Raw genomic sequence first — 16,090 nt, forward strand, 5'->3', positions numbered from 1 at the left:
TCGGCGGCCGGATCGGCATCGTTCCGCCGGTCACGCGGGAGTTCGCTGGAAGCACCGGAACCGTTGAGGAGAAAGGCCATCCCATGCACGACGAACGCGCGGTCCAGGAAGTACTGGCCCGCTACGTCCGCGCCACCGACCGGCGTGACGGCGCCGCCCAGGGCGCGCTGTTCACCGACGACGCCGACGTCCGGATCTTCCAGAAGGCCGGCCCCGACCGGTACGAGCCGGTCGGCGAGCCGCTGGTCGGCGGCGACGGCGTCCGCTACGCCGTCGAGAACTTCATGGCGCCGCACCCCGAAGGCGGGTCGAGCCACCACGTCACCGCCGACCACCTGATCACCGTCGACGGCGACACCGCCCACCTCAACGCCCAGTTCGTCGTCTTCGAGGTCCGGACCACGCCCGAACGCTCGATCCAAGCCGTCGAATCGGGGTACTACGACACCGAGCTGCGGCGGATCGGCGGCGAGTGGAAGATCGTCCGGCACCACGCGCTGGGCGACCTGCCGATGCGGGTGACGCAGCCGTGAAAGCCGTCGTCTACCACCGGTTCGGCGGTCCCGAGGTGCTGGAGATCGCCGAACTGCCCGAACCGAAGGTGAATCTCGACGGCGTGCTCGTGCGGGTGCGGGCCGCCGCCTTGAACCCGGCCGACCTCGGGGTGCAGTCGGGGGCGCTGGCCGGGATGCTCGAGTCCTACTTCCCCGTGGTACCCGGTTGGGAAGTCGCCGGCGTGGTCGAGCGCGCCGGGCCCGCGGCACCCGAGTTCGCCCCCGGCGACGAGGTGATCGGCTACGTCCGCGGCGAAGTCGAACACCGCAACGGCGCCTACGCCGAACTGGTCGCCGCCGACGTCCGCACCCTGGTCCCCAAGCCCCGCGCGATGCCCTGGGCCGAGGCGGCCGGCCTGCCGCTCGCCGGGCTCACCGCGCTGCAGGCGATCGACACCCTCGCGCCGGAACCCGGTGAGACGCTGCTGGTGCACGCCGCCGCGGGTGGTGTCGGCTCGCTCGCCGCGCAGATCGCCCTCGGCCGCGGCGCCCGGGTGCTCGGCACGGCGTCCGAGGCGAACCACGCCTACCTGCGTTCCCTCGGCGTGGAACCGGTCCGCTACGGCGAGGGTCTCGCCGCCCGCGTCCGCGAACTCGCCCCGCACGGCGTCGACGCCGTGCTGGACACCGCCGGCCGGGGCACCCTGGCGGCGACCCCGGACCTCGGCACCCGGGTCGCGTCGATCGCCGAGTTCAACGTCCCCGGCGTGACGCCGGTGTTCGCCCGGCTCGTCCCCGGCGACCTGCGCACGGTCGGCGGGCTGGCGGAGACGGGCAAGCTCAAGGTGCGGGTCGCGCGGACGTTCCCGCTCGAGGAAGCCGCGGAAGCCCAGCGCGCGCTGGCCGACGGGCACGCACCCGGCCGGATCGTCCTGCTCCCTTGACGCGCCTCAGTCCTGCGGCGTGAGCACGACGACCGGGATCACCCGGTCGGTCTTCCGCGCGTATTCGTCGTAGAGCGGGAAGATCTCCACCATCCGCGGCCAGAGGGTCTCGCGCTCGGCCGGGGACGCGACCCGGGCGCGGGCGGTGAACCGGCGGGGGCCGACCTGGACCCCGGCGCTCGGGTCGGCCCGGAGGTTCGTGAGCCAGTCCGGGTCCTCGTCGGCGCCGGCCTTGGAGGCGACGACGACGAAGTCGTCACCCGAGGTGCCGTAGATCAGGCAGGTGCGGCGCGGCTCGCCGCTGCGGCGGCCGGTGGTGGCGAGGATGAGGGTGTAGACGCCGTTCGACTCGTGTCCCTCGGTGCCACCGGAGGCCAGGTAGGTGCGGGTCTGCTCGGCGACCCAGTCCCAGGTCGAGTCGCTGGCGCGGTCGAGATCATCGGCGACGGCCATGGCGGCGGTCCTTTCCGGTGGGAGTCGTTCAGGAGAGTTCTTCGACCAGGCCGATGATGACGCCCTCGGGCCCGCGGACGTAGGCGTACCGGCAGTAGTCCTCGTACCGGGCCACCTCGCCGACGAGCTCGCCGCCGTGGGGGCGCAGCCGGCCGAGGACGTCGTCGAGGGCGTCGACGACGAACGTGAGGCGCGGGATGCCCGGGACGTTCACCGGCGCCCTCGGCGCGGCCACGGTGGTCACGGGCGACTGGAACGCCGACAGCTCCACCCGCCCGTGGCCGTCCGGCGTCCGCAGGAAGGCGATGTCCGCCTGGACGCCGTCCAGCCCGATCAGCCGGTCCGCCCAGGCCCCCTCGACCGTGGTCTTGCCCTCCAGCTCCAGGCCCAGCTCGACGAAGAACGCGACCGCGGCGGGCAGATCCCCGACCACGTAGCCGGTGTGGTCCATGCGGCGGATCGTCATGCTTCCTCCTGGTGTCGCACGGCCCACCCACCGTGGCCGCTCATGCTCCTGGGACGGAGCCCGCGACCCGATCTCGACATCGGCAGATCGTGACCGCCGTCACACCGCAGGGTCCGGAACAACGGCGCCCCACCAGTGCGATCCGGGCCGCCGCACCACATCCTGGATTCAGCCGACCAGGCGGGCGCGCTACCCGATGGAGGCCGGCGAGGCTTCGAGCGGCTGGACGTCGGCGTCCTCGTCGGCGGCGCCCAGCTCGCCCGCCGGCGAACCCGGGCTCCGGGAGCCGGCGGCCGCTCAAGACCGTGCCCGGGCCTGCTCCTGATTCGCCTTGTGGGGCACGGAAAGCCAGTCCTGCTCGAGACGAGCGTCCGCCGGCTCCACGCCCCGCCGCAACGCGTCGAGATAGGCGCGATCGGCGGCCAGCCGGGCCGCCACCTCGGGCCCGACGGCGACGGCGCCGTGCCCCGGCACCACGACGTCGACCTGCCGCAGCGCCGTTTCCCACCGGTCGAGCGTGGCCTCGTAGGCGTCCACCTGACCGGGACGGCGGGCGTCGAGCAACGGGATCAGCACGTCGGACAGCATGTCCCCGGCCACCAGCACGCCGCGGTCCGCGAGCAGGATCGCGGCGTGGCCGGCGGCGTGGGCGTCGTGCTCGAGGATCTCGCCCGGGATCGGTCCCCCGTCCGCGGGCAACGGCGTGAGAAGGGCGATCAGCTCGAGCGGAATGCCCGGCGCGGTCTGCTCCGCCATCGCCTGCGCCCGCTCGCGGGCTTCCCCGGCGATCCGGACGTTGGCGGCGGTGGCGTACCGCGGCACGTCACCGAGCCGGGAGTGCCAGAGCAGGTGGTCCCAGTGCGGATGGGTGGAGAACCCGGCCACCACCGGGATCCCGAGCCGGTCCACCTCGTCGGCCAGCTCGCTCAGGTCGTCCCCGCTGATGCCGGGATCGACCACGATCAGCCCGGCCTCCCCGCGCACCACGACGGCGTTGCTCCACACCCACTCGCTCTGCCGGACCCAAACGCCGTCGGCCACCTGCTTCAGCATCGGCCCACCCTGTCAGGTGGCCGCGTCCGGCGCGAGCAGCGACGCGCGGGCGCTACCCGAGCCGGTCGCGGCGGCGGGTCAGCGCGGCGGTCTCGGCGGTGTTGCCGGCCAGCTCGATGGCCTGGTCGTACGCCGCGCGCGACTGGCTGCTCCGGCCCAGCCGGCGCAGCAGATCGGCGCGGGTGGCGTGGAAGGCGTGGTAGCCGGCCAGCTTGTCCTCGAGCCGGTCGACGGCCGCCAGCGCCACGTCCGGGCCGTCGAGCTCGGCGACCGCGATGGCCCGGTTGAGGGCGACGACCGGCGAGGGGTCGACGCGGACGAGCTGGTCGTAGAGGGCGACGACCTGCGACCAGTCGGTGTCGCGGATGTCGCGGGCGGAGGTGTGCACGGCGTTGATCGCGGCGAGGATCTGGTAGCGGCCCGGGGCCACCCCGGCGGCCAGGCGCTCGCGCACCAGCCCGTGCCCCTCGGCGATCAGCGCCGGGTCCCAGGCCCCGCGGTCCTGCTCGTCGAGGGTGACCAGCTCGCCGCCGGCCGAGACGCGGGCGGTACGCCGGGCCTCGGTGAGCAGCATCAGCGCCAGCAGCCCGGCCACCTCGCCGTCGGCCGGCAGGAGGCCGCGGATCAGGCGGGTGAGCCGGATCGCCTCGGCGGTCAGCTCGTGCCGCACCGGGTCCGTGTCCGGGCCGGTGGCCAGGTAGCCCTCGTTGAACACGAGGAACAGGACGGCGAGCACGCCGGACACCCGGGCCGGGAGATCCTCGGCGGACGGCACGCGGTACGGGATGCGCGCCGCCTTGATCTTCGCCTTCGCGCGGGTGATCCGCTGTCCCATGGCGCTTTCGGCGACCAGGAAGGCGCGGGCGATCTCGGGCATGGTCAGGCCGCCGACCATGCGCAGCGTCAGCGCCAGCCGGGAGTCCATCGCCAGCGCCGGGTGACAGCAGGTGAAGATCAGCCGGAGCCGGTCGTCGTCGATGGCGCCGAGGGGCTCGGGCGGGTCGTCGTCGTGGATCACCTGAGCCTCCTGGTGCTTGTCGTCGCGCTTGTTCTCACGCCGGATCCGGTCGATGGCCTTGCGGGTGGCGGTGGTGGTCAGCCAGGCGCCGGGATTGGGGGGCACGCCGTCGGCGGGCCACCGCTCGACGGCGGTCGCGAACGCCTCGGCGGCCGCCTCCTCGGCGACGTCGAGATCACCGAAGCGGCGGGCCAGCGCGGCGACCACCCGGGCCCACTCCTCGTGGTGGGCGTGGGTGATCGCCTCCTCGATGTCGCTCACTGGAACGGCCGCACCTCGATCTTGCGGTCGCAGACCTTCGACGCCTCGGTGGCGAGCTTGAGCGCCACGTCCAGGTCGGGGGCCTCCCACACCCAGACGCCGGCGAGGTACTCCTTGGACTCGAGGAAGGGCCCGTCGGTGACCACCGCCTCCGCGCCGCGGTTGTCGACGACGGTGGCCGTGGTGGTGTCCGCCAGCCCGCCCGCGAAGACCCAGTGGCCGTCGGCGATCAGGCGTTCGTTGAACACGCCGATATCGGGCTGCCGGTCCGTGCTGCCGGGGTTGTCCTTGTCGTCGATCACGGAAACCAGGTACCGCATCCGAACTTCCTCTCCGCTGGTCGTCGTCCGTCAGTTTCCCGCGTACTTCGGGCGCCCGGCCGGCCGGAGCACCTGGATCGTGACGCCCTTCGAGTCCACTCGCGACTCGACCAGGTCGAGCGCGAGATCCGGGCCGGCGTCCGGGAACAGCCGCGCGCCCTGGCCGAGGATCACCGGGACGACGATCAGGATCATCTCGTCGACCAGGCTGTGCGCCAGCAGCCACCGGGCCAGGACGCTGCTGCCGTGCACCTGCAGCTCGCCTCCCGGCTTGGCCTTCAGGTCCGCGACGGCCGCTTCGAGGTCGCCGGACAGGACGGTCGTGCCCGCCCAGCCCGGTTCGGTGAGCGTGGTCGAGGCGACGTACTTGGGGGCCGCGTCCAACGCCACGCCGATGGGGTGGGCGCGCATCTGCTCGACCGAACCCCAGGTGGCGGCGAACAGGTCGTAGGTCCGCCGTCCGAACAGGAACGCGTCGGCGCGCTGGTAGGTCCGGGCGATGAAGGCCCGGGTGTCGTCGTCGCCCGCCCCCGGGGCCCAGCCACCGCGCTCGAACCCGTTCCGGCGGTCCTCCTCGGACGCGCCGCCGTTGCCCTGGGTCACTCCGTCGATGGTCAGCTGGGTCACGGTCGTGAGCTTCATGATCGCGGTTCCTTCGCCTCGGCGCCGCCCCGTGCGGGCGGCCTCACCCCTGCTACGAAGACCCCCGGCCCGATCCGACAGCGCGGCCGAAGTTTTTTCGAAGATCTTTTCCGCACCGATTCCTTTCCGGGCGGCCGGCGGTCTGACCGGTCATGAAGCTCAGCTACTACCTGCCCACCGGCACGACCCACGAGTTCGCCGGCCACACCGACCCGATCGCCGCGTTCGGCAAGGTCGTCGAACTGGCCAAGGCCGCCGACGAGACCGGGTTCGCCACCATCTGGGCCCCGGACCACTTCATCCCGTTCGGCCCGTCGGGTTCGTACGTGTTCGAAGCCTGGACCACCCTGGCCGCGCTGGCCCGCGAGACCGGCACCGCCCGGCTCGGTCAGCTGGTCACCGGCAACGGCTACCGCAACCCCGCTCTGTTGGCCAAGATGGCCTCCACCCTCGACGTCGTCTCCGGCGGGCGGCTGACCTTCGGCATCGGCGCCGGCTGGTACGAAGACGAGTACCACGCCTTCGGCTACGACTTCCCCGGCGCGGGCGAACGCCTGCGGCGCCTGGAAGAGGCCCTGCGGATCATCACCGCGCTGTGGACCGGGAACCCGGTCACCTTCGAGGGCCGGTACTACGGCACCGACGGCGCGGTGAACCAGCCGACCGGGGTGCAACGGCCGCACCCGCCGGTGATGATCGCCGGCGGCGGCGAGAAGGTGACGCTGCGGCTGGTCGCCCGCTACGGCGACCTGTGCAACGTGCAGGAGTCCCCCGGCGAGGTGCGCCGCAAGTACGGGATCCTGGCGCGCCACTGCGAGGAGGTGGGCCGCGACTACTCGACGATCACCAAGACGTCGACGAGCTACTGCATCATCGCCGGCACCGACGAGGAGGCCCGCGCGGCGATCCCGCCCTGGGCGCCGCTGGTGTTCCCGGGCGAGCTGGCCGAGTACGGCCTGATCGGCACCGTGGACACGATCCGCGAGCGCCTGGAGGGCTACCGCGAAGCGGGGGTGGACGAGCTGATCGTCGGCTTCCACGACGCGCTCGACCCCGGCACGCTGCGGACGTTCGCCCGCGAGTTCATCACCACCTGAGGAGGTGCGCTCAGCGCACTTCCTGGATGCGGACCAGGTTGCCGGCGGGATCGCGGAACGCGCTGTCGCGGACGCCGTAGGGCTGCTCGATCGGCTCCTGGACGACCTCGGCGCCCGCGGCCTGCACCTTGCCGAAGGTGGCGTCGAGGTCGGGGGTGGCGAGCATGATCCAGCCGTAGGTGCCCTTCGCCATCATCTCGGCGATGGTGCGGCGCTCGTCCTCGGTGACACCGGGGTCGGCGGCCGGGGGCGCCAGGAGGATGGACGTCCCGGGCTGCCCGGGCGGGCCGACGGCGATCCAGCGCATCGCGCCCCGCCCGACGTCGCTGCGGACCTCGAAGCCGAGGACGTCGCGGTAGAACGCCAGCGAGGCGTCGGGGTCGTCGTGCGGGAGCACGGTCGTGTGGATGGTGAGGTCCATGCCGGTCACGCTAGCCGCGGGCGGCCCTCCCCGGCGACCTCGGCCGGTGTTCAGGTGGTGTGACCGCGACGGTGACCGGCGGCGTCCCGGCGCAGCCGCGCCGTCTCGTCGCCGATGTCACCGAGCCGGCCGGCCAGGCCCGCGTGGTCACGCTCCAGGTGACCCCGCACCGCCGCCAGCGGCGACAGCAGGCTCGTGACGTCGTCCTCGCCCAGGGCCGCCCCGAGCCGGTCGGCGCTTTCGCGGCCCGCCGCGTCCAAGTCGTCCAGGGCGCTGACCTGACCCGCCAGCTGCCGCAGCACCCCCGCGTTGCGCCGCGCCCAGTCCGCGACCGCGCGATCGCCCGCACGCCGGTCACGTTCGGCGTCGACCCGCGCCTCACCCGTCGCCTCCCCGGTCACCGACGGCCGCAGCCGCAGGAACCGCCGCTCCGCCGCCTGCCGGCTCGCCACGCCCAGCGCCGGCGCCAGCACCGCCCAGCTCGCGCCGCCGGCCCGCGCCGCCGCGATCAGCTCCGGCTCCCACCCGGCGAGCTGCTCCCGCACCGACCGCAGCGCGGCCAGCGCCGCCAGCAGCTCCTCCGGCGGCACGTCACCACGGCGGGCCGCGGTCACCGCCTTCTGCACGCCCTGCACCACCCGGGCCGGGTCACCGTCCACCATTCGTCATCCCTTCGACGACGTACCTCTTGTCATCGTTTCGATGACATGTTAGAACAAGGGGGCGTGTTGACACCAGCACTCACGACCCCAGGAGGTGGAACCCATGTTGATGCGCACCGACCCGTTCCGCGAGTTCGACCGCTTCGCCCAGCAGGTCTTCGGCGGTCCCGGCACCTGGTCCAAGCCCGCCGCGATGCCGATGGACGCCTACCGCGCCGGCGACGAGTTCGTCGTCTGCTTCGACCTGCCCGGCGTCTCGCCGGACGCCATCGAGCTCGACGTCGAGCGCAACGTCCTCACCGTCAAGGCCGAACGACGGCCGCAGCCCGGCGGTGACGACGTCCAGATGCAGGTCTCCGAACGGCCGCTGGGCGTGTTCTCCCGCCAGCTGTTCCTCGGCGACACCCTCGACACCGAGCGCATCGCCGCCGACTACGAAGCCGGCGTGCTGACCCTGCGCATCCCGATCGCCGAGAAGGCCAAGCCCCGCCGCATCGAGATCGGCGGCACCGCAGGCGACCGCAAGGAAATCCGCGCCTGACCGACACTTCCCCGTGCCGGACCGGTCACCCCGAGCCGGTCCGGCACGGGGCCGTCACGGGGCGTCCGGGCGCAGCGCGGCGGCCAGCCACTCCTGGACCACCGCCGCCCGGCCCGGGTCCGGGCGGGGTGTGCCGTTGATCGTCGCCACCAGGGCGTGGTACCGGGTCAGCAGCGCCAGCCCGGGCATCCGGCTCCGCACCTCGGCGGCCCGGTCCTGGTCGAAATCGACCATACTGCGCCGGGCCTTGCCGGCGTCGTGCTGCCCGGTCATGGCGGCGGCGAAATCGGCCGTGTCGGCGACCATGCGCTCGGCGATGTCCTTGGCCCGCGGGGAATCCGCGGGCACCCCGGCCCGCTGCGCCGTCTCCGCCTCCTTGAACAGTTCCGCCCGGCGCTCGGCGCGGGCCAGCATCTCCGGCGTGGCCATCAGCCTGCCCTTCTCGGTGGTGAAGGTGCGGTGCAGGAAGTCACGCAACGCCGTCCGGAACTCCTCGTCCCGCACCAGTTCGGCCAGTTCGATCCACGCCTCGAGCTGCTCGCCGGTCGGCTCCTCGGGCAGGCTCGGCCGCCGCTTGCCCAGCTGCTCGACGTACGCGGGGTGGACGTCCAGCCCGTCGGTCACGAAGGCCCAGAACTCGCTGATCAGGCGCTCGCGGTCGTCGTCGGACATCGAGACGAGCTTGTGCATCAGGCTCACCTGCTCCGTGGTGGTGTGCTGCCGGACGATGACCCGCAGCACGGCGCGGCGGGCCCGGAACTGCCGCAGCCGGTCCTCGACCAGCCGCAGGTGCGTGACGGCCAGGTCCCGCAGGGTGGTCTCCGCGGCCAGCACGCGGCGGATCTCGTCCAGGCCGGCGCCCAGGTCGCGCAGGGTCCGCACGAGTTCGAGCCGGGCGATGGCGTGCACGTCGTACTGCCGGAAGCCGCCCTCGGTCAGGCCGGTCGGCGCGACGACGCCCTCGTCCGCGTAGAACCTGATCGCGCTGACGCTCAGCCCGGTGCGGCGGGCGGCGTCGCCGATGGAGTAGAGCTCGTTCACGCTCGCCACTATGGGGTCTCAAGTGGCTTGAGAGTCAAGGCCTTCCGTCACGGACGGGAGACCTGCCGCAGCACCACGCCGACGAGCCGGTCCCGCGGCACGAACCCGTAGTGCCGGGAATCCCAGCTGGTCGGCCGGTTGTCGCCCAGGACGACCGTGCAGCCCGGCGGGACCACCGCGCCCGCGAGGCCGTGGACGTCCGGGTCGGCCCAGTCCGCCGGGACGCGGTCGCCCGCCACCGCCACCACGCGCTTGAGCAGCAGCTGCTCCCCCGTCGGCGCTCCGCTCGGCAACCGCGGGTAGCGCAGCAGCGCCACCTGGCCGCGCCGCGGGCGGCGGGTCCGGCGCACCAGGACCCGGTCGCCGGACGCCAGTTCCGGGGCCATGCTCGCACCGTCCACTGTGGTCAGGATCAGCCCCCGGCGCGCGGCGACGGCGCCGCCCGCCGCCAGCAGTCCCAGGAGCACCAGCACCTTCACGGCACGGCCTGGTAACCGTCGGCCTGCAGGCGGAACAGGCGGGCGTAGCCGCGGCCGTCGGCGAGCAGGCTGTCGTGCGTGCCCAGCTCGCCGACCCGGCCGTCCTCGAGCACGGCGATGCGGTCGGCGTCGCGCACCGCGCTCAGCCGGTGGGAGATGAGCAGGCTCGTGCGGCCGCGCCGGTGCTCGCGGATGCGCGCGTGCACCTCGTGTTCGGCCTCCGGGTCGAGACCGGAGCTCGGCTCGTCGAGGATCATCAGGTCGCGTCCCTCCCGGACGAGCGAGCGGGCCAGCGCCAGGCGCTGCCACTGCCCGCCGGAAAGCACCACCCCGGTCGCCGCGTCCTCGGTGTCGGTGCCGATCTCGAAGATCCGGGTGAGCGGCGTGTCGTAACCCCGTGGCAGAGCGGCGATCCGGTCGTGCGCGCCCGCCCGCGTCGCGGCGTCCACCAGCCGGGCGCGGTCGTTCATCGCGGCCGGCTCGCCGAGCCCGATGTTCTCGGCCGCGGTCATGTCGTAGTTCATGTGGTCCTGGAACACGGCGCTGATCCGCTCGCGCAGCAAGGCGGGCGGGATGTCGCGCAGGTCGACGCCGTCCCAGAGGATCCGCCCGCGCGTCGGGTCGTACATGCGGCACAACAGCTTCACGAGCGTGCTCTTGCCCGCGCCGTTGAGCCCGACGAGGGCGACCGCCGCGCCGTGCGGGATGGTGAGGTCCACCCCGCGCAGCACCCACGGGTGGTCGTCGCTGTACCGGAACCACACGTCGCGCAGCTCGAGCCCCTGCCGCAACGCGGGTGCCGCGTTCCCGGAACCGCTCGGCAGGTCGGGTTCCGCGCGGACCACGGCGACGTAGTGCGCGAACGACAGCAGCCGGGCCTGGCCGTTGGCGATCGACGACGCCAGCGTGCCCAGCGCGGCCTGCACTCCGGCGACGGCGGCCACGAACATCGACACGTCGCCGGCGCTCAGCGACCCGTCACGCGCCGACGTGATCGCCCACCACAGCCCCGCACCGGCGACCGCCGCGCTCAGCGCCGTCAAGCCGCCCATGGTCCGCAGCTCGCGTTCGTCCATGCGGCGCTGGGCTTCGTTGGCGCTGCGGCGCTCGTCCATCAGCCGGGCGCGCAGGAACGCCCCGATGCCGAACAGCCGGATCTCGGTCGCGGCGGGGATGCCGGTGAGCAGCTGGCTGTAGAAGAACTCGCGCCGGGCGAACCGCTCGACGCGCCATTCCACCGCGGCGCGGCGCCGGGCCAGCAGGAGCTCGGCGAGCAGCGCGGGGATCGCGGCGGCCAGCACCACGCCGGTCATCGCCGGGCTCAGCACGAACAGCGACCCGAGGAACCCGACCAGCGAAAGTGACCCGCTGAGCGTGCCGCCGACGCCGTCGACGATCTCCGGCATCCGGCCGCAGCTCTCCTGGGCCAGCCGCAACCGGTCCTGGTAGGCGGGGTTTTCGAAGGTGCGCAACCCGACCTGGCGGCCCAGCGCGGCGAACAGCCCGTCGGTGGCCACGGTGCTCGCCGCGCGGCCGATCTGCGCGCGGACGAAGTGGGCCACCACGGGCAGCGCGGCGACGGCGAGCCCGGCGAACGCCAGCGCCACGGCGAGGCCGCCGACCGCGCCGGTGCGCGAGACGAGCCGGTCGAGGACGAGCTTGGTCAGCCAGGCGGTGGCGATCGGCGCCGTGGCCGCGGCCGCCGTCATGACCAGCAGCCCGGTCAGCCGCGCCGGGCCGGACCGCCACAGCAGCGCGGCGGCGGCCGCGCCCGCCGCCCGCACCTGGCCCGCGCCGATCCGCCGGTCCGGCTCGCGCACCGTCACCGGCCGGCGGGCACGGTCAGCTCGTGCACCCGGCCCGCGGTCGCGACCACCCGCCCGCCGGCCACGACGTACAGCGCGGGTGTCCAGGTGTTGCGGAACGCGGCGGCGACCGGGCCGCCGTCCAGCTCCGCCGGCACCACCCGCGCGACCTCGGCGAGCGCGCGCACGGTGTCGGCGTCGTCCCCGCCGACGACGGCCAGGACGCGGTCACGGCCCTGTTCGCGGGCGTAGGCGAGGAAGTCCGGGAGGGTGTCGTGGCAGGCCGGGCAGTCGGCGGAGAAGAACGCGACCGTGCCCTCCAGCGCCGCGGCGGTGACGGTCTCGCCTTCGGTCGTGGTGGCGGCGAACTCGCCGACGGCCGAACCGGGCCGCAGCGCGAAGAGCGACCCGGACCCCGCGGTGGCCTGCGCGCGCATCCGGCGCAGGATCCCGACGGTCAGGAACAGGTTCAGCAGGCACACCAGGCCGACCAGCACCAGGGCGGCGACGACGACGGGCATCAGGAACTCCTTGCGAACACGACGGCGATGTCGTCCATCGCGATGACGAGTACGGCTGCCACCCCGCCCGCCGCGACCGCGACGGCGGCCCCGGCGACGGAGGGCAGGCCCCCCGGCGCGAGCGCACCGAGGACGGCGAAGCAGAGCAGCAGGGTGTTGCGGGCCAGGTGGCGCGGGCCGACCGGGGTGTCGGCCGCGCCGAAGCAGCGGCACGCCGCGGGCCGCCCGCGACGCAGCGCGGTGCCGATGGCGGCGGCGAAAGCCAGTAGCAGCAGCGAAGCGAGGAGAAAGCCCGCGGTGGCGGTGGCCGGCACGACCACGAGCACCGCGGCGCCCGCTTCGGCGCCCACGACGGCCACCGACACGGGCAGGACCGCGTACGCGGGCATCGGCACCAGCGCGGGCACCGACCGGGCGAACCCGCGGAAGTCCCGGAGCTTCGACACCGAAGAGACGGCGAACACCACGGCGACCAGCGCCGCGCAGGCCGCACGGAGGTACTCCATGTCACTCCTTCCCTCGCCGGGCGGTGCCCGCTTGTCGCGGGCACCGCCCGGTGCGTCCGGGACCGGGTCAGCAGGTGCTGCGGACCTTGGACCATTCGCAGCCGGTCTGCGGGCAGCAGAACCGGTACCAGTACCCGGGGTGGCCCGCGCTGTTGCAGAAGTAGCCGCCCGCGCAGGCGGAGGCCTGCGCGTTGGGCACGATCCGGTCGAGCACGCGGTCAACGAGGCGCCGCATGGTGTCTCCCTTCGAGGAGTGGATGTCCGGCCAGGTGCGGAGCCGCTTCCGGCCGTCCCGCACCGGCCGCGAGCATCGCCGCCGCTGCCCCCTGACGGCAGCAATCCCGGACGAACCCGGACGCCCACCCGGCCTCACCGCCCTGGTGGTCACCACCGACGCCCAGCCACCCGACCGGCCCACGCCCCTCGCCGTACCCCCGCGGACGACACGCGTACCTGGCCGGACGACACGCGCACCCAGGTGGACGACACGACGCCCCGACCGAGGTTCCCGCGTGTCGTCCAGCCGAGTACGCGAGTCGTCCAACCAGGTACGCGAGTCGTCCAGTCGGGTACGCGAGTCGCCCCGGCCAGGCACCCCTGTCGTCCGGCAGGGCGGGCATGTCGGTCGGCCGAGCACGCGTGTCGTCCAGCCAGGTACGCGTGTCGTCCAACCAGGTACGCGAGTCGTCCAACCAGGTACGCGAGTCGTCCAGTCGGGTATGCGAGTCGCCCCGGCCAGGCACCGTGTCGTCCGGCCAGGCCGGGCATGTCGGTCGGCCGAGTACACGTGTCGTCCAGGCGGGTACGTGTGTCGTCCAGTCGGGTACGTGTGGCGTCCGGCCGGGGCGGGTTGGGGGTCGGTGGGGCGGGCGGTGGCGGTGGGCCGGGAGGGTCGTCGAGGTGAGCCGCGGCGGGAGGTCGTCGTCGCGGCCTCAGCCGCCGGCTGTGACCGGGCGGCCGGTGTCCGCGGTGAGGTCCTCCGGGTCCGGCAGGCCCAGCTCGCGGTGGTGCTCGCGGGCCGTCAGCCAGTGGTGCCGGGCTTGCGCCGGGTCGCTCATCGCCGTCAGGGCCCGGGCCAGGCCGAGGTGCGCGCGGGCGGCCTGGTGCAGGATGCCGAGGTCGGCTGCCATCGCGAGCGCGGACTCGTGCGCCGTCCGGGCGTGGGCGGGGCGGCCGAGTTCCAGGGACACGTCCGCGAGGCACAGCAACGCTTCCAGGTGCAGGTCCCGGTCGGCCGCCTGCTCGGCGATGGCCGTCGCGCGGTGGAAGAAGCCGCACGCCTCCTCGTGCCGGCCGGTGCGCAGGTGCGTGTCGCCGATGTTGAGCAGGGTGCGGCCCATGTCGCTCAGGTCGCCGGTCTGCTGGTCGATGGCGAGCGCCTTCGTGTGGCTCTCCAGCGCCTCGGCGTACCGGCCCAGCCGGCCGTAGACGTAACCGAGGTTGGTGAGCGCGGTGCGTTCGCCCGCCCGGGCACCGATCTCGCGGGCCAGGCTCAGCGCTCCCCGCAGGAAGCCCGCCGAGCGCGCGAAGTCGGCGTTCCAGGAGGCGATCGCGCCCAGCGTGCCGAGCGCCCGGCACTCGCCGGACCGGTCTTCGGCGCCGCGGAAGCAGTCCAGCGCCTGTTCGGCGAACCGCCTCGCGACGTCGTAGCGGCCGACCTGGCTGTGGGTGGCACCGAGGCTCACCAGCGCGTGCCCGCGGGCGACCGGGTCCGCCGACTCCATCGCGCTCGTGTGCAGCGCCAGCGCCTCCCGGATGTAACCGCCGGTCTGCAGGTACCGGAACAGGATCCGCGACAGCAGTCCCGCGTGGCCCGACGCCACCCCGTGCAGCCCGGCGCTGACCAGGTTGGCCCGTTCGGCTTCCAGCCACGCCGCCGCCGACCCGCGGTCGGTCAGCGGCGGGATCGGCAGGCCGGGGTCGGGCACGCGCGGCCGGTGGTCCCGCACGCGCGGCGCGTACTGGTCCATCGCGGTGGCGGAGGCGAACGCGTAGTAGTCGAGCAGCCGCGCCAACGCGGCCCGCCGGCCGGAGGAGACGTCCTCGTCCTCGGCCCGCGCCATCCCGAACGCGCGGATGAGGTCGTGGAGCTCGAACCGGTCCGCCTCGCGGCGCCGCACCAGGCTCGCCGCGACGAGCCGGTCCGCGGTCCGGGTCGCCTCCGCCAGGCCGGTGCCGGTGAGCGCGGCGATGCCGTGGACGTCCAGGTCCGCGCCCGGAGCCAGCGCGAGCAGCCGCAGGGCCCGCCGTTCCGGCTCGCCGAGGTGGTCGTAGGACAGGCTGATCGACGCGTCCACGGCGTCGTCCAGGCGCAGGTGCGCCCGCCGCTGCTCGAGCCGCTCCAGGTGGTCGGCCAGCAGCCACGACCGGTGGGCGGGCGCGGTCATCCGCAACGCGGCCAGGTTCAGCGTGAGCGGCAGCCGGCCGAGCTCGGCGGTGATCCGCCGGGCCACGCCGGGCTCCTTCTCGACCCGCTCCGAGCCGACGGTCAGGCGCAGGTAGGCCAGCGCCTCGTCCGGGCTCAGCACGTCCAGCCGCAGGTGCGTCGCACCGGCCAGCCCGTCCAGCACCAGCCGGCTGGTGACGAGCACCGGCCCGCCCCGCTCGTCGGGCAGCAGCGGCCGGACTTGGTCCTCGCTGTGCGCGTTGTCGAGCACGACCAGCAGGCGCCGCCCGGCCGAGCGCTCCCGGTACACCCGCTCCTTGCCCGGCAGGTCGGCGGGCACGGCGTGCCCGGGTACCCCGAGCAGCCGCAGGAAGGAGTCGAGCACCGCGGCCGGATCCACCGGCGGCTGCCCGGGATCCGGGTGGAAGCCGCGCAGGTTGACGAAGAGCGCGTTGTCGAACCGGCCGGCGCGCATCAGCTCGTGGCCGGCGTGCACGGCCAGCCCGGTCTTGCCGACCCCGGCCATGCCCGCGATCGCCGACGCCTGCCCGCCCGCGGCGTCGCCGAGCGCCGCGCACAGCCGCGCGAGCTCCGCCCGGCGCCCGGTGAAGTGCGGGATCGCTTCGGGCAGGCCGAGCTGCGCCTGCACGAAGGTCGCCGCCTCCGCGCGGCTGCGGACCACCCGCAGCATGTCCTGCCAGTGCGCGACGTAACCCGGGTCCGGGTTCAGCACCTCGACGACGGCCAGCAGCAGATCGGTGTTGGGCCGCGCGCGGCCGGTGTTGAAGCAGTCGGCGACGGTCGTGCGGGCGGTCCGCTCGGCGGGCGGGCGCCCGGCCGCCGTCCAGAGCCGGTTCACGCCGTCGGCGATCTGGGCGTACGACGGGCCGCCCGCCCACGCCTTGAGCAGCCGCAACCGGGTGATGAGCTCGGCCAGCGTGCGGGCGTGGCCGGGATCAGGTGGTTCGGTGAACGCCATG

General features: G+C 74.1%; 19 protein-coding genes. 4 read left to right on the forward strand and 15 right to left on the reverse strand.

Translation table 11 applies throughout. The features are described 5' to 3' along the window. Nucleotides 1-83: 83 nt before the first annotated feature. Together ACGFMK_RS29200 and ACGFMK_RS29205 are read left to right on the forward strand one after the other, a co-directional pair. Nucleotides 84-533 carry a nuclear transport factor 2 family protein gene (locus ACGFMK_RS29200; protein ID WP_392769721.1) on the forward strand — a complete coding sequence of 150 codons (450 nt, stop codon included), beginning with the start codon at nucleotides 84-86 and terminating at the stop codon, nucleotides 531-533. Then, nucleotides 530-1,438, forward strand: coding sequence for an NADP-dependent oxidoreductase (locus tag ACGFMK_RS29205; RefSeq protein ID WP_392769723.1), 909 nt, complete (start codon nucleotides 530-532; stop codon nucleotides 1,436-1,438). Before ACGFMK_RS29200 ends, ACGFMK_RS29205 begins: the two co-directional genes overlap by 4 nt. Nucleotides 1,439-1,444: 6 nt before the next feature. Here ACGFMK_RS29205 and ACGFMK_RS29210 read toward each other — a convergent pair whose 3' ends face one another. The 6 genes from ACGFMK_RS29210 to ACGFMK_RS29235 all read right to left on the reverse strand — a co-directional run bounded on the left by ACGFMK_RS29210 (nucleotide 1,445) and on the right by ACGFMK_RS29235 (nucleotide 5,651). Continuing rightward, complete coding sequence (locus ACGFMK_RS29210) at nucleotides 1,445-1,891, reverse strand: nitroreductase family deazaflavin-dependent oxidoreductase (protein WP_392769725.1); 447 nt, start codon at nucleotides 1,889-1,891, stop codon at nucleotides 1,445-1,447. 28 nt (nucleotides 1,892-1,919) lie between these two features. Next, nucleotides 1,920-2,357 (reverse strand): VOC family protein, encoded by a 438-nt coding sequence (locus ACGFMK_RS29215; RefSeq protein ID WP_392769728.1) that lies wholly within the window; start codon nucleotides 2,355-2,357, stop codon nucleotides 1,920-1,922. Between the two features lie 297 nt (nucleotides 2,358-2,654). Further along, on the reverse strand, nucleotides 2,655-3,410 hold the full coding sequence (locus ACGFMK_RS29220; RefSeq protein ID WP_392769731.1) for an MBL fold metallo-hydrolase: 756 nt from the start codon (nucleotides 3,408-3,410) through the stop codon (nucleotides 2,655-2,657). A gap of 52 nt (nucleotides 3,411-3,462) precedes the next feature. Next, the gene (locus ACGFMK_RS29225) at nucleotides 3,463-4,689 is read right to left on the reverse strand and encodes an RNA polymerase sigma factor (RefSeq protein WP_392769734.1); all 1,227 of its coding nucleotides are present in this window, start codon (nucleotides 4,687-4,689) and stop codon (nucleotides 3,463-3,465) included. Beyond that, a complete protein-coding gene (locus ACGFMK_RS29230; protein ID WP_392769737.1) occupies nucleotides 4,686-5,009 on the reverse strand; it encodes a YciI family protein in 324 nt (107 codons plus the stop codon). Before ACGFMK_RS29230 ends, ACGFMK_RS29225 begins: the two co-directional genes overlap by 4 nt. Before the next feature lie 30 nt (nucleotides 5,010-5,039). Further along, nucleotides 5,040-5,651 (reverse strand): dihydrofolate reductase family protein, encoded by a 612-nt coding sequence (locus ACGFMK_RS29235; RefSeq protein ID WP_392769738.1) that lies wholly within the window; start codon nucleotides 5,649-5,651, stop codon nucleotides 5,040-5,042. 152 nt (nucleotides 5,652-5,803) lie between these two features. Here ACGFMK_RS29235 and ACGFMK_RS29240 point away from each other — a divergent pair, with 152 nt between their 5' ends. Beyond that, nucleotides 5,804-6,748: an LLM class F420-dependent oxidoreductase gene (locus ACGFMK_RS29240; RefSeq protein ID WP_392769741.1), complete on the forward strand. Its 945-nt coding sequence runs from the start codon at nucleotides 5,804-5,806 to the stop codon at nucleotides 6,746-6,748. A gap of 10 nt (nucleotides 6,749-6,758) precedes the next feature. On the opposite strand, the gene ACGFMK_RS29245 is transcribed toward ACGFMK_RS29240, so the two are convergent. Continuing rightward, nucleotides 6,759-7,169, reverse strand: a complete 411-nt coding sequence (locus tag ACGFMK_RS29245; protein WP_392769744.1) for a VOC family protein — start codon at nucleotides 7,167-7,169, stop codon at nucleotides 6,759-6,761. A gap of 50 nt (nucleotides 7,170-7,219) precedes the next feature. Further along, nucleotides 7,220-7,828 carry an HSP18 transcriptional regulator gene (locus ACGFMK_RS29250; RefSeq protein ID WP_392769895.1) on the reverse strand — a complete coding sequence of 203 codons (609 nt, stop codon included), beginning with the start codon at nucleotides 7,826-7,828 and terminating at the stop codon, nucleotides 7,220-7,222. Nucleotides 7,829-7,934: 106 nt separating this feature from the next. Between ACGFMK_RS29250 and ACGFMK_RS29255 the strand changes: the two genes are divergently transcribed. After that, on the forward strand, nucleotides 7,935-8,372 hold the full coding sequence (locus ACGFMK_RS29255) for an Hsp20/alpha crystallin family protein (RefSeq protein ID WP_392769746.1): 438 nt from the start codon (nucleotides 7,935-7,937) through the stop codon (nucleotides 8,370-8,372). 54 nt (nucleotides 8,373-8,426) lie between these two features. Here ACGFMK_RS29255 and ACGFMK_RS29260 read toward each other — a convergent pair whose 3' ends face one another. The 7 genes from ACGFMK_RS29260 to ACGFMK_RS29290 form a co-directional block, all read right to left on the reverse strand. Then, entirely contained in the window at nucleotides 8,427-9,413 is a 987-nt protein-coding gene (locus ACGFMK_RS29260; RefSeq protein ID WP_392769748.1) for a MerR family transcriptional regulator, read from the reverse strand. 47 nt (nucleotides 9,414-9,460) lie between these two features. After that, entirely contained in the window at nucleotides 9,461-9,892 is a 432-nt protein-coding gene (locus ACGFMK_RS29265; protein ID WP_392769751.1) for a S26 family signal peptidase, read from the reverse strand. Next, complete coding sequence (locus tag ACGFMK_RS29270) at nucleotides 9,889-11,718, reverse strand: ABC transporter ATP-binding protein (RefSeq protein WP_392769753.1); 1,830 nt, start codon at nucleotides 11,716-11,718, stop codon at nucleotides 9,889-9,891. The genes ACGFMK_RS29265 and ACGFMK_RS29270 overlap by 4 nt, the downstream gene beginning before the upstream one ends. Then, a complete protein-coding gene (locus ACGFMK_RS29275) occupies nucleotides 11,715-12,218 on the reverse strand; it encodes a TlpA disulfide reductase family protein (RefSeq protein WP_392769756.1) in 504 nt (167 codons plus the stop codon). Before ACGFMK_RS29275 ends, ACGFMK_RS29270 begins: the two co-directional genes overlap by 4 nt. Further along, nucleotides 12,218-12,724, reverse strand: a complete 507-nt coding sequence (locus ACGFMK_RS29280) for a MauE/DoxX family redox-associated membrane protein (protein ID WP_392769758.1) — start codon at nucleotides 12,722-12,724, stop codon at nucleotides 12,218-12,220. The genes ACGFMK_RS29275 and ACGFMK_RS29280 overlap by 1 nt, the downstream gene beginning before the upstream one ends. A gap of 67 nt (nucleotides 12,725-12,791) precedes the next feature. Then, nucleotides 12,792-12,959: a hypothetical protein gene (locus ACGFMK_RS29285; protein WP_323331595.1), complete on the reverse strand. Its 168-nt coding sequence runs from the start codon at nucleotides 12,957-12,959 to the stop codon at nucleotides 12,792-12,794. A gap of 697 nt (nucleotides 12,960-13,656) precedes the next feature. Then, entirely contained in the window at nucleotides 13,657-16,089 is a 2,433-nt protein-coding gene (locus ACGFMK_RS29290) for a tetratricopeptide repeat protein (protein ID WP_392769761.1), read from the reverse strand. Nucleotide 16,090 lies beyond the last annotated feature (1 nt).

Source organism: Amycolatopsis sp. NPDC049252 (assembly GCF_043197175.1).
Taxonomy (GTDB): domain Bacteria; phylum Actinomycetota; class Actinomycetes; order Mycobacteriales; family Pseudonocardiaceae; genus Amycolatopsis.